The sequence below is a fragment of the Oceanisphaera sediminis genome (genome assembly GCF_039539745.1).
In the GTDB taxonomy this organism is placed as follows: Bacteria; Pseudomonadota; Gammaproteobacteria; order Enterobacterales; family Aeromonadaceae; genus Oceanimonas; species Oceanimonas sediminis.
Window position 1 is genome coordinate 41,975 of sequence record NZ_BAABDS010000040.1, and the last position, 12,616, is coordinate 54,590.

Genomic DNA, 12,616 nt, shown 5'->3' on the forward strand with positions numbered 1-12,616 from the left:
CTGTGCGACAGTGGTTATAATATGCGCCCTGATCACCGTTACCCATTTGTATAACAGATGTCTCCCGGTAAGGGTGATAAACTCGGTTATCAAACCCGTCACAGACAACATTAAAGGAAACGTCATGAGCCTGAACCAGGTACCGGCCGGAAAGAGCCTGCCCGAAGATATCTACGTAGTGATCGAGATCCCGCAGAATGCCGATCCCATCAAATATGAAGTCGACAAGGACACCGGCGCCATCTTCGTGGACCGTTTCATGTCTACCCCCATGTTCTATCCCTGCAACTACGGCTACGTAAACAACACCCTGTCTCTGGACGGTGATCCGGTTGACGTACTGGTACCCACTCCGCATCCACTGGTACCCGGCTCCGTGATCCGCTGCCGCCCGGTTGGCGTACTGAACATGACCGACGAGTCTGGCGAAGATGCCAAAATCGTGGCCGTTCCGCACAGCAAGCTGAGCAAGGAATACGATCATATTCAGGACATCAAGGATGTTCCCGAATTGCTCAAAGCCCAGATCAAGCACTTCTTCGAGCGTTACAAAGAGCTGGAAGCAGGCAAGTGGGTCAAACTGGAAGGATGGGGCGACAAGGCCGCGGCCGAAGCCGAAATCCTCAGCTCTGCCGAGCGTTACAACAAGGCCTGATAGCCTGCCGGCAACCAGACGTAAAAAAGAGCACTTCGGTGCTCTTTTTTATTGGCTGTTCTGTTTGGCGATGGCAGCGCATTCGCCTGTTGGCGTGCCGGCACCGAATATCTACCGAGCCGGCGCGGTAAAAAGGCCTCATTGCGGACCTTATTTTTTAGCGAGGGTTACTCTATGATGGCGATGAGGGTCGCCAGTATGCCCAGGCTTGAAAAATAGGCGACCAACAGAAGCAACTTGCCGATGCTGGATTTACCTTTCTGGATTTGTTGCATGTGCATCCGGCGCTCCTCTTGGAAATTAAGATAAGACCTTAATTTTAACATGACTGCAACCTGGTTAACAACAGAAGTCTATGAAGACGAAAACCGCCGTACAGGAGCATAAAATCAGGAACAGCAGGGCGCTGCTGCTCGGCCTGGCCGAGCAACGGGGATTGGCGGGGTTGCTGCACGGTGACTCACCGCTGAGCTTTGGCGAGCGGTTCGAGATTCGGCGCCAGCTGGAACAGGCGGCCCGTCAGAAAAATCTGGAGACCATCGTCAGTCTGGCAAGCGACAACTGTTCCGACGACGTCGGCAGCGATCCGGATCCGGATTGGCTGAGTTGTTATCTGGAGCTGGCCGAGAATATTCGTCATCCCGCCATGCAACAATTCTGGGCCAACATACTGGCGCAAGAGATCAACCAGCCCGGCCATTGCTCCATTCAAGCCCTGAGCCGCCTGCGACAGATGACCCAGAAGGATGCCCTGCTGCTGCAGAAAGCCAGCGCCCTCAGCTGCCATTTTGGTGACGACAACCTGCGGCTGCTGTTTGGCTACCAGTACCGCACCCTGTTGCAGGGCCAGCGCCAGCAAAAGTTGAATCTGGGCCGCTATCGCCTGCCTTATGCGGGCTTGATGCAGCTGTTTGAACTGGGACTCTTGCATCAGGCGGAGCTGGAGTCCGGCGAGCTGTCGGTCACCACACCGCTACGGTTGGAATTCAACCCGCAGCAGATGACACTGCAACCGCAAAAGAAAGGCATTCGCCTGCTGTATTACCGCTTCACCACCATAGGTAACGAGCTGGCCGGGCTGATGACCGAAGCCACCCCGGCCGATTACCGGCGTGAATTGCAGGAACTGCTTTCGCCGCTTGGGCAACTGAGTCAGAAATGACGGGAGAGTGGGTCTGAGGCGAACAAGGTAAAAGGTGCGACGCTGCCGCCGCACCTTTTACCTCACGGGAGGATGTCTTCAGGCGTACTGTTCTTGCTCGAGCTCGGTGTCGGGCTGGGGGTTGAACCAGGCCAGCGAGTCGGCCAGTGCCGCCACCTCGCCGATGACCATCAGGGAAGGACTGACTACCTGCTCCGCCAACGCAGCCAGCTCTTTGAGCTGACCACGTACCACGCGCTGCTGTGCCGTGGTGCCGCGTTCAATCAGCGCCACCGGGGTGGCTGCGTCCAGGCCGTTCTCAACCAGCCGCTGTTGAATATGCGCCGAACGCATCAGCCCCATGTAGATCACCAGCGTCTGCCGACCCCGGGCCAGCGAGGCCCAATCCGGCTCCTTGCCGTCCTGCTTGCTGTGGCCGGTAATAAAGACCGCGCTCTGGGCATGATCTCTGTGGGTCAGAGGAATGCCCGCATAGGCGGTGGCACCGGCCGCGGCGGTGATGCCCGGCACCACCTGATAGCGAATACCGGCGGCCTTCAGGGTCTGCAATTCTTCGGCACCGCGGCCGAACATGAAGGGATCGCCGCCTTTCAGCCGCACCACCCGTTTGCCGGCCTGGGCCTGCTCTACCAGCAACTGATTGATTTGATCCTGGGGCACGCTGTGATGACCGGCTTTCTTGCCCACCGACATCAGCTCGGCTTCGGGGCGGATCAGCGCTAGTATTTCTTCCGACACCAGTTGATCGAACAGTACCACCTCGGCTTTCTGCAATTCGTTGAGCGCCTTGATGGTCAGCAAATCCGGATCGCCGGGGCCGGCGCCCACCAGTATCACTTCACCGGTCTGGGGCTTCTGTACTTCCTGCTGCAGCCAGCGCTCGGCGGCGGCCAGATTGCCCTGCTTCAAAAAGGCATGCAGGGTGGTATCGTCCTGGGTTCGGGCCCAGAACCGACGCCGCGCCTCGCTGCTGCTCAGCGTTCGCTTGACCCTTTGGCGCAGTTTTCCCGCCACCTGACTGAGCTGCCCCCAGTGTTTCGGCAACAGCGCATCCAGCCGGGCGCGCAACAGACGTGCCAGCCAGGGCGCATCGCCACCGGTGCTGAACGCCACCTGAATCGGCAGACGTTCGACGATGGAAGGAAAGATCACCGCCGAGCGCTTGCTGTCGTCGGCCTTGTTGACCAGCTGACCGCGCAGATTGGCGAGCTGATAGACGCGGGCATTGACCTCGGTGTTGTCGGTCGCCGCCACCACCAGAAACTGGTCGTCGAGATAGCCTTCGGCAAACACATCATTCTGCCAGACAAACCGGTCCTGCAGTTGCTGCAGCTCGGGGGAAAGCTCGGGCGCCACGACCGTGACCCGGGCGCCCCGCGCCAGCAGGACCCGTACCTTGCGGGCCGCCACGGCACCACCACCCACCACCAGACAAGGGCGTTGCTTGATTTTGATAAACAGGGGCAGATGCTCCATGGCCGGCTCCGTTGATTCATTGAGATAGACCGACTATAAACAGAAATGACTAGCGCACAAAAGAATATAAAATGATTTTTTATTCCAAATTAGAATTAACGATGGGAGGGGATATCAGGAAGAAAAGAAAATGAAGCACGGCCGACCAGCGTCGGCCTGTGCTGTTCGGTCAGATGCCGCTGCCGTCCGACTCGGGGGTTTCATGCAGGCCACACTCTCGCTTCAGGCCATTGAAGCGGGTATCGGCCTCGCTCATGCCCGGCTCCCACTTGGTGGTGGTGTGCACATCGCCAACCGAGACATAGCCCTGCTCCCACAGCGGATGGTAGGGCAGATCGAATTCCTTGAGGTAGTAGTGAACGTCCTTGTTGCTCCAGTCGATGATCGGCAGAAACTTGAACAGGCCGTTCTGCAGCCCCAGCACTTCGAGCTTGCCGCGGGTGTCGGACTGGCTGCGGCGCAGGCCGGAAAACCAGGTGCCCGCCTGCAGGTCGCGCAGGGCACGCTGCATCGGCTCCACCTTGTTGAGCTGGTTGTAACGGCTGATGCCCTCTACTCCCTGCTCCCACAGCTTGCCGTAACGGGCCTCCTGCCAGGCCGCCGAGCCGGCCGCCCGATAGACCTTGAGGTTGAGCCCCAGTCGCTCGGTCAGCTCATCGATAAAACGATAGGTTTCCGGAAACAGGTAACCGGTATCGGTGAGGATCACCGGTACATTGGCTTTTTCTTGCGTCACCAGATGCAGCATCACCGCCGCCTGAATGCCGAAACTGGAGGAGAGCACCGGCTCCCCTTCCAGATTCTCCAGCGCCCAGCGCACCCGCTCGGGTGCGCTCATGGCCGCCAGTTGCCGGTTAAGAGGAGCCAGTGACTCCTCCTGTTCCGCCCGGGACAGCCGGTTCAGCTCATCCAGGCCGGGCAACAGACTAGAGGACATTGTTGCTGTCATAAAAATCCCTCGCTGAGTCGATCACCGGCGCTATGATGCCGGCCCGGATAACAAAGTCACCGAAACCTTCACCCGCTTCCCGCTCGGCTGCCCAGCGGCCGATAAGCCCGTCCATCTCTTCCAGGATCTGGGCGTCGGTGATGTTTTCCTTGTACATACGCGGAATACGGGTGCCTTCCCGGTTACCGCCCAGGTGCAGGTTGTAGCGTCCCGGCGCCTTGCCCACCAGACCAATCTCGGCCAGCATGGCGCGGCCACAGCCGTTGGGGCAACCGGTCACCCGAAAAATGATGTTTTCATGGGCCATACCATGTTTGGCCAGCAAGCCTTCGATGTCGGTGACATAGGCAGGCAGCATACGCTCCGCTTCGGCCATCGCCAGCGGACAGGTCGGCAGGGCCACACAGGCCATGGAGTTCTTGCGCTGCTCCGAGACCCCCTCTTCCAGCAGGCCGTGCTCCCGTGCCAGCCGCTCGATTTGAGCCTTATCCTCGGCGGCGACGCCGGCGATGATCAGATTCTGGTTGGCGGTCAGGCGGAAGTCGCCCTTGTGCACCCTGGCAATCTCACGCATACCGCTCTTCAGCGCCTTGCCCGGATAATCCAGCAGACGACCGTTTTCGATAAACAGGGTCAGATGGTGTTTGCCATCGATGCCTTCCACCCAGCCGAAGCGATCGCCGCGTTCGGTAAATTCGTAAGGCCGCGTGTCGGCAAAGGCAATGCCGGCCCGCTTCTCCACTTCCGCCTTGAACACCTCAACCCCCACCCGCTCCAGGGTGTACTTGGTTTTGGCATTCTTGCGGTTGCTGCGGTTACCCATGTCACGCTGGGTGGTCACCACGGCGGCCGCCACCTCCAGGGTGTGGGACAACGGAATAAAGCCGAAGTCGGTGGCCTTGCGTGGGTAGGTGGCGTTGTCGCCGTGGGTCATGGCCAGGCCGCCGCCCACCAGCACGTTGAAGCCCACCAGCTTGCCGTTGTCGGCGATGGCGATGAAGTTCAAGTCGTTGGCGTGCACGTCCACGTCGTTCTGCGGCGGTATCACCACCGTGGTCTTGAACTTGCGCGGCAGATAGGTGGAGCCGAGAATCGGCTCTTCATCCGGGGTGTCCAGTCGCTCGCCGTCCAGCCAGATTTCGGTATAGGCGCGGGTCTTGGGCAGCAGGTGCTCGGAGATCTTCTTGGCCCACTCGTAGGCTTCCTGATGCAGCTCGGATTCGACCGGGTTGCTGGTACAGAGCACGTTACGGTTCACGTCACCGGCGGTGGCGATGGAATCGATACCGGTGCTGTTCAGCACCTGGTGCATGTGCTTGATATCCCGCTTGAGCACGCCGTGAAACTGGAACGTCTGGCGAGTGGTCAGACGAATGCTGCCGTAGATGCTGCTCTCTTCGGCAAACTGGTCGATCGCCAGCCACTGGTCCGGGTTGATGATGCCGCCGGGCAGGCGGGCGCGCAGCATGACATTGTGCAACGGCTCCAGCTTCTGGGCGGTACGCTCGTTGCGAATATCGCGGTCGTCCTGCTGATACATGCCGTGAAAACGGATCAGCTGAAAATTGTCGCCGTTGAAGCCGCCGGTCAGTTCGTCCTGCAGATCCTGCTCTATGGTGCCGCGCAGAAAGTTGCTCTCGCGCTTGAGGCGCTCGTTGTCGGACAGTTTTTGTTCGCTCATCAGTAAACATCCCTTTGGTAACGCTTGGCACTGCGCAGCGCATCTACATATTCTTCGGCCTGTTCGCGGCTTCTGCCACCGTGCTCGGCCACCAGCTCAATCAGGGCTTCGTGTACGTCTTTGGCCATCTTGTTGGCATCGCCACACACATAGAAGTGGGCGCCCTGCTCCAGCCAGGCATACACCTCGGCGCCCTGCTCGCGCAGCTTGTGCTGCACGTAGACCTTTTCCTGCTGATCGCGGCTGAAGGCCAGAGAAATCTTGTTCAACAAGCCGGATTTGACGTAGCGCTGCCATTCGGTCTGATAGAGGAAGTCCTGGGTGAAATGCGGGTTACCGAAGAACAACCAGTTCTGGCCAGTGGCATCCTGCGCTTCACGCTGCTGCATGAAGGCGCGGAACGGCGCTATGCCGGTACCGGGACCCACCATGATCACCGGGGTCTCGTCGTTGGCCGGCAGGCGGAAATTGTCGTTGTGCTCAACGAACACCCGTACCTGGCCACCCTCTTGCAACCGATCAGACAAGAAAGAGGAAGCACCGCCGCTGCGCGGCTCGCCGTCCTGCTCGAAGCGCACCACACCTACGGTCAGATGAACTTCGTCTTCCACTTCCGCCTGGGCAGAAGCGATGGAATAGAGGCGCGGGGTCAGGCGGCGCAGCGCACCCTGCAATTGCTCGGCGGTCAGGCCGGCTGGCTGCTCCCGAACGATGTCCAGGATCTGATGGCTGGCGCAATATTCACGCAGGGCCGCCTTGTCTTCCACCAGCGCCTTCAGCTTGTCGGAACCGGACAGCTCGGCATAAGCCTGCACGAAGCCGACATAGCCCTGGGTCAGCTCGTAATGGTTGATCAGCGCCTCGCGGATACCGACCGGCTCATTGTCTACCTTGACCGAAGTCTCGGGGGCCAGTTCAACCAGAGCCAGCAGAGTATCGACCAGCTTCTCGTCATTACTGAACCAGACACCCAGCGCATCGCCTGGCTGATAGCTCAGGTCGGAGCCATCGAGCGAAATCTCGAAGTGACGGATATCCTTGTCAGAATCCCGGCCGGTGATCTTCTGGTTGGTTACCAGCTCGGCGGCAAAGGGGTTCTTTTTGTTGTACAGGCTGACCGCGCCCTGAGTGAGGGGCACCACGGGCGCCACGTCATTGGCGGCATCCGCCTGCAACGCGTCTTGCACCAGTGCGACAACCGACTGACTCCAGCTTTCGGCGGCGGCATCGTAATCCACATCGCAGTCGAGTCTGCCCAGCAAGGAGGTTGCACCCGCTTTTTGCAGGTACTCGTCGAAGTCTTTACCGGTCTGGCAGAAGAATTCGTAAGACGAATCTCCCAGTCCCAGCACGCCGTAATGCAGGCCGTCGAGCTTACCGGCCTTGCCGGCTTTCAGTTGCTTATGGAACTCGATGGCATCATCGGGCGCTTCGCCTTCGCCATTGGTGCTGGCGACGATCAGTACGTGAGTCTCTTTCTTGAGCTGCTTGACCTTGTAGTCGGCCGCATTAAACAACTCGACCGCCACGCCGGCGGCTTGCGCCTGGGCCTTGAGGCTCTCGGCAAGGCCCTTGGCATTACCGGTTTGAGAGGCATAGATAATGGTCAGCTTGCCGGCAGGCTGAGCCGCCGCCGCAGGAGCGGCAATGCCGCTCGGCTGCTGGCTGATGCCGTAAAAATAACCGCTGACCCAGGCCAGCTGAGTCGCGCTCAACTCGGCTGCCACCTGAGTAAGCTTATGGACTTGCTGTTCGTTGAGCGGGCTGGCAGACGCCGCGAGTTCCTTTAAAAGCATGACATTAACTTCCACTTTTCCAGATTGGATATAGCTTAAGCCAGGGCAAGGGAAAACAATAAAGAATAAAAGATGATTTTTTATACTTATAAAGAATATGAGACACAAGTGAAGAGTAATACCAATCTGGGAAACTAACTGATCTACTTGGCTTCACGGTAAAGGTCGAACGAAGGGACTACTCCACCGACACGCTGAACCGCATCCCTGCGACGCTCAGCACATGACATCCTGTCATATGATGGTCGCTGGAGTAGAACCCTTCATCCGCCCCAATGCTGCAGCGTCGCCTGTGGGAGCGACCTGCAGACAGCTCGGTGCTTGAGGAGAGGCAACAGAGATCGGCTCCCACGACCATGAAATGCCATGGACGGCATTTCCCGAGCCCTCAGGGGGCGAGCTTGTCTCGCCGTGACGAGCGGTTGCAGCTTGACCGAACATCCAGTGAATGTTCGCAGTAAGCTGCAACGGTGAGTGTCATTTACCAGTGGCGTGTCGTGTGAGGTGGCTCTGTTTCCTCGAGTATCCAGTTTCAAATAGATCATATTTTTACTCAGATTGGTATAAGCCGTGAGGGGATCGGCCCCTCACGGCTTACTCCTGGCTGAAACAAAAAAAGGCTCCCTTGCGGGAGCCCTTGTCTTATCAGCGAGTCGAGATAACTTTATTCTTCGTTGCCGCCGGCCGCGTTCAGCAGGTTAGCCAGGTTCTGCTCGGCTTCGTCTGCCGATACGATCACCGGCTGTTCCGGATTACGGTTGGCATGACGGCCCTGATGGTAGGCGAAACCGGTACCGGCAGGTACCAGACGGCCCACGATCACGTTTTCCTTCAGGCCGCGCAGATCGTCTACCTTGCCGGAGACGGCTGCTTCGGTCAGCACTCGGGTGGTTTCCTGGAAGGACGCCGCCGAGATGAAGGATTCGGTGCTCAGAGATGCCTTGGTAATACCCATCAGCACGTGGCGGTAAGCAACCGGCTGTTTGCCTTCTGCTTCCAGCGCGCGGTTGGCCTGACGGATACGCACCACTTCGGCCTGTTCATTGGTGATGAAGTCGGAGTCACCGGCGCTCATGATCTCGGCACGACGCAGCATCTGACGCACTATGGTCTCGATGTGCTTGTCGTTGATCTTAACGCCCTGCAGACGGTAAACCTCCTGCACCTCGTTGACGATATAGTTCGCCACCGGGCTGATACCGCGCAGACGCAGGATATCGTGCGGAGATTCGGGACCGTCGGCCAGTACTTCGCCTTTTTCGACCTTTTCACCTTCGAACACGTTGAGGTGACGCCATTTCGGAATCATCTCTTCGTAGGCATCGCCACCTTCCAGCGGGGTAATGACCAGACGGCGCTTGCCTTTGGTCTCTTTACCGAAGGAAATGGTGCCGGATACTTCGGCCAGAATGGCCGGTTCTTTCGGCTGACGGGCTTCGAACAAGTCGGCAACCCGCGGCAGACCACCGGTGATGTCCTTGGTACCACTGGATTCCTGCGGAATACGCGCAACCGCGTCACCCACGTTCACCACGGCGCCATCTTCCAGGCTGACGATGGCGCGGCCAGGCAGGAAGTACAGCGCAGACAGATCGGTACCGGGGATGAACACATCCTTGCCGGCATCGTCGACCAGTTTCACGGTCGGACGCAGCTCTTTACCGGAGCTCGGACGCTCGTTGACATCCATCACCACGATGCTGGACAGACCGGTCAGTTCGTCGGTCTGACGGCTGATGGTCACGCCGTCGATCATGTCGATGAACTTGATCTGACCCGCCACCTCGGTAACGATCGGGTGGGTGTGCGGATCCCAGGTTGCCACTACCTGGCCAACCTGCACGGTTTCACCGTCGGCTTTGTCCAGCAGCGCACCGTAAGGCAGCTTGTGGTTTTCCCGGGTCTGCCCCATGTCATCGATGATGTTCAGCTCGGAAGAGCGGGACACGATGACGGTCTTGCCGTCGGCATTGGTAACGAACTTGGCGTTCTGCAGCTTGACGGTACCGGCGTTCTTCACCTGGATGCTGTTTTCTGCTGCTGCCCGCGAAGCCGCACCACCGATGTGGAAGGTACGCATGGTCAGCTGGGTACCGGGTTCACCGATGGACTGAGCGGCGATAACACCGACCGCTTCGCCCTGGTTCACCAGGTGGCCACGAGCCAGGTCACGACCGTAACAGTGGGCACAAACGCCATGGTCGTTATCACAGGTGATAACGGAGCGTACCTTGACCCGGTCAACGGAGTTCTCTTCCAGCTCGTCACACCACTTCTCGTCGAGCAGGGTGTTACGGGCAACCATGATTTCGTCTTCGGTACCCGGCTTGATCACGTCTTCCGCAACCACACGACCCAGCACCCGCTCACGCAGGGGCTCAACCACGTCACCGCCTTCGATCAGGGAGGTAATCCACAGACCGTTATAGGTGCCACAGTCATCGGTGGTAATGACCAGATCCTGGGCCACGTCTACCAGACGACGAGTCAGGTAACCGGAGTTCGCGGTCTTCAGTGCGGTATCCGCCAGACCCTTACGAGCACCGTGGGTCGAGATGAAGTACTGCAGTACGTTCAGACCTTCACGGAAGTTCGCGATAATCGGCGTTTCGATGATGGAGCCATCCGGCTTGGCCATCAGGCCACGCATACCCGCCAGCTGACGGATCTGGGCGGCACTACCACGAGCGCCGGAGTCGGCCATCATGAAGATGCTGTTGAACGAATCCTGCAGCTCTTCTTCACCGTCACGGTTGACCACCACGTCTTTCGACAGGTTTTCCATCATCGCCTTGGACACACGCTCGTTGGCGCTGGCCCAGATATCGATAACCTTGTTGTAACGCTCGCCGGCGGTAACCAGACCAGACTGGAACTGCTCCTGGATTTCGGTTACTTCCGCTTCCGCTTCATCAATGATGTCTTTCTTGGCATCCGGGATCACCATGTCGTTGATACCGACCGATACGCCGGACAGGGTGGCGTAATGGAAACCGGTATACATCAGCTGATCGGCGAACACGACGGAGTCTTTCAGACCCAGACGACGGTAACAACCGTTCAGCAGCTTGGAGATCTGCTTCTTGCCCATCGCCTGATCGATCATCTCGAAGGGCAGACCCTTGGGCACGATCAGCGACAGGATGGCACGACCAACGGTAGTGTCACGGATGGCAGTACGCTCAACCACTTCACCGCCTTCCATTTTTTCGAAGTCGGTGATCCGTACCTTGACCCGGGCGTGCAGTTCGGCGTGGCCGGCACGATAGACCTTTTCGGCCTCTTTCGCGCTGGTCAGCAACATGCCCTCGCCCTTGGCGTTGATCTTGTCGCGGGTCATGTAATACAGACCCAGTACCACGTCCTGTGAAGGAACTATGATGGGTTCGCCGTTGGCCGGTGACAGTATGTTGTTGGTCGACATCATCAGCGCACGGGCTTCAAGCTGCGCTTCAATGGTCAGCGGTACGTGTACCGCCATCTGGTCACCATCGAAGTCGGCGTTATAAGCCGCACACACCAGCGGGTGCAGCTGGATGGCCTTGCCTTCGATCAGCACCGGCTCGAACGCCTGGATACCCAGACGGTGCAGGGTCGGTGCCCGGTTCAGCAGTACCGGATGCTCGCGGATCACCTCGTCCAGGATATCCCAGACCACGGCTTCCTCGCGCTCGACCATTTTCTTGGCCGCCTTGATGGTGGTAGCCAGGCCACGCGCTTCCAGTTTGCCGTAGATGAAGGGCTTGAACAGCTCCAGCGCCATCTTCTTGGGCAGACCGCACTGATGCAGACGCAGCGTCGGACCCACGGTAATAACGGAACGACCGGAGTAGTCCACGCGCTTACCCAGCAGGTTCTGACGGAAACGACCCTGCTTACCCTTGATCATGTCGGCCAGGGACTTCAGCGGGCGCTTGTTGGAGCCGGTGATGGCACGGCCACGACGACCGTTGTCCAGCAGCGCATCCACAGATTCCTGCAGCATCCGCTTTTCGTTACGCACGATAATATCGGGCGCGGCCAGATCCAGCAGGCGCTTCAGACGGTTGTTACGGTTGATCACCCGACGGTACAGATCGTTCAGATCCGAAGTCGCGAAGCGACCACCGTCCAGGGGTACCAGCGGACGCAGATCCGGCGGCAGTACCGGCAGCACTGTCATCACCATCCACTCGGGCTTGTTGCCCGAGCCGAAGAAGGCTTCCATCAGCTTGAAGCGTTTGGTAATTTTTTTGCGCTTGGTTTCGGAGTTGGTCTGACCCAGCTCTTCGCGCATGGTGTTGATTTCGCTTTCCAGATCGATGTCGCGCAGCAAAGCCAGTACGGCTTCGGCACCCATCTTGGCGTCGAATTCATCACCCCATTCTTCCAGCGCATCCAGGTACTGTTCTTCAGACAGCATCTGGCTTCGCTCCAGGTTGGTCATACCCGGTTCGATAACGACGAAGGATTCGAAGTACAGTACCCGCTCGATGTCACGCAGGGTCATGTCCAGCAACAGGCCGATACGGCTGGGCAGGGACTTCAAAAACCAGATATGGGCAACCGGGCTGGCCAGCTCGATGTGACCCATACGCTCGCGGCGCACCTTGGTCTGGGTAACTTCAACGCCACACTTCTCGCAGATAACACCGCGGTGCTTGAGGCGCTTGTACTTACCGCACAGACACTCATAGTCCTTGACCGGACCGAAAATCCGGGCACAGAAAAGGCCGTCACGCTCCGGCTTGAAGGTACGGTAGTTAATGGTCTCTGGCTTCTTGACTTCGCCATAGGACCAAGAGCGGATCATGTCCGGCGAAGCCAGACCGATTTTGATACCGTCAAACTCTTCGGTCTTATTCTGCGCTTTCAAAAACTTAAGCAAGTCTTTCACGTTAGTCTCCTGTGAGGAGTT

Annotated in this window: 7 protein-coding genes; 2 read left to right on the forward strand and 5 right to left on the reverse strand. The window is 58.4% G+C overall.

Features of this window, described 5'->3' with window-relative positions:
* Window positions 1-124 precede the first annotated feature (124 nt).
* Both ppa and ABD827_RS14825 read left to right on the forward strand, forming a co-directional pair.
* Window positions 125-655 (forward strand): inorganic diphosphatase, encoded by a 531-nt coding sequence (ppa, locus tag ABD827_RS14820; protein WP_298720735.1) that lies wholly within the window; start codon window positions 125-127, stop codon window positions 653-655.
* 355 nt (window positions 656-1,010) lie between these two features.
* Window positions 1,011-1,817, forward strand: coding sequence for a TIGR03899 family protein (locus tag ABD827_RS14825; protein ID WP_344965462.1), 807 nt, complete (start codon window positions 1,011-1,013; stop codon window positions 1,815-1,817).
* Window positions 1,818-1,895: 78 nt separating this feature from the next.
* Here the strand turns inward: ABD827_RS14825 and cysG are convergent, their stop codons facing one another.
* From cysG to rpoC, 5 genes are all read right to left on the reverse strand, one after another.
* Window positions 1,896-3,293, reverse strand: a complete 1,398-nt coding sequence (gene cysG / locus ABD827_RS14830; RefSeq protein WP_344965463.1) for a siroheme synthase CysG — start codon at window positions 3,291-3,293, stop codon at window positions 1,896-1,898.
* 169 nt (window positions 3,294-3,462) lie between these two features.
* Window positions 3,463-4,230 (reverse strand): phosphoadenylyl-sulfate reductase, encoded by a 768-nt coding sequence (locus ABD827_RS14835; protein WP_344965464.1) that lies wholly within the window; start codon window positions 4,228-4,230, stop codon window positions 3,463-3,465.
* On the reverse strand, window positions 4,220-5,923 hold the full coding sequence (gene cysI, locus ABD827_RS14840; protein ID WP_344965465.1) for an assimilatory sulfite reductase (NADPH) hemoprotein subunit: 1,704 nt from the start codon (window positions 5,921-5,923) through the stop codon (window positions 4,220-4,222). Before cysI ends, ABD827_RS14835 begins: the two co-directional genes overlap by 11 nt.
* Window positions 5,923-7,719, reverse strand: coding sequence for an assimilatory sulfite reductase (NADPH) flavoprotein subunit (locus ABD827_RS14845; RefSeq protein ID WP_344965466.1), 1,797 nt, complete (start codon window positions 7,717-7,719; stop codon window positions 5,923-5,925). Before ABD827_RS14845 ends, cysI begins: the two co-directional genes overlap by 1 nt.
* Before the next feature lie 664 nt (window positions 7,720-8,383).
* Entirely contained in the window at window positions 8,384-12,595 is a 4,212-nt protein-coding gene (rpoC, locus tag ABD827_RS14850; RefSeq protein ID WP_298720717.1) for a DNA-directed RNA polymerase subunit beta', read from the reverse strand.
* Window positions 12,596-12,616 lie beyond the last annotated feature (21 nt).

Excerpts from the sequence above, each read along its gene's own strand:
- ppa (WP_298720735.1), top strand. The coding sequence starts at position 125 with ATGAGCCTGAACCAGGTACCGGCCGGAAAGAGCCTGCCCGAAGATATC.
- ABD827_RS14825 (WP_344965462.1), top strand. The coding sequence starts at position 1,011 with ATGAAGACGAAAACCGCCGTACAGGAGCATAAAATCAGGAACAGCAGG.
- cysG (WP_344965463.1), bottom strand. The coding sequence starts at position 3,293 with ATGGAGCATCTGCCCCTGTTTATCAAAATCAAGCAACGCCCTTGTCTG.
- ABD827_RS14835 (WP_344965464.1), bottom strand. The coding sequence starts at position 4,230 with ATGTCCTCTAGTCTGTTGCCCGGCCTGGATGAGCTGAACCGGCTGTCC.
- cysI (WP_344965465.1), bottom strand. The coding sequence starts at position 5,923 with ATGAGCGAACAAAAACTGTCCGACAACGAGCGCCTCAAGCGCGAGAGC.
- ABD827_RS14845 (WP_344965466.1), bottom strand. The coding sequence starts at position 7,719 with ATGCTTTTAAAGGAACTCGCGGCGTCTGCCAGCCCGCTCAACGAACAG.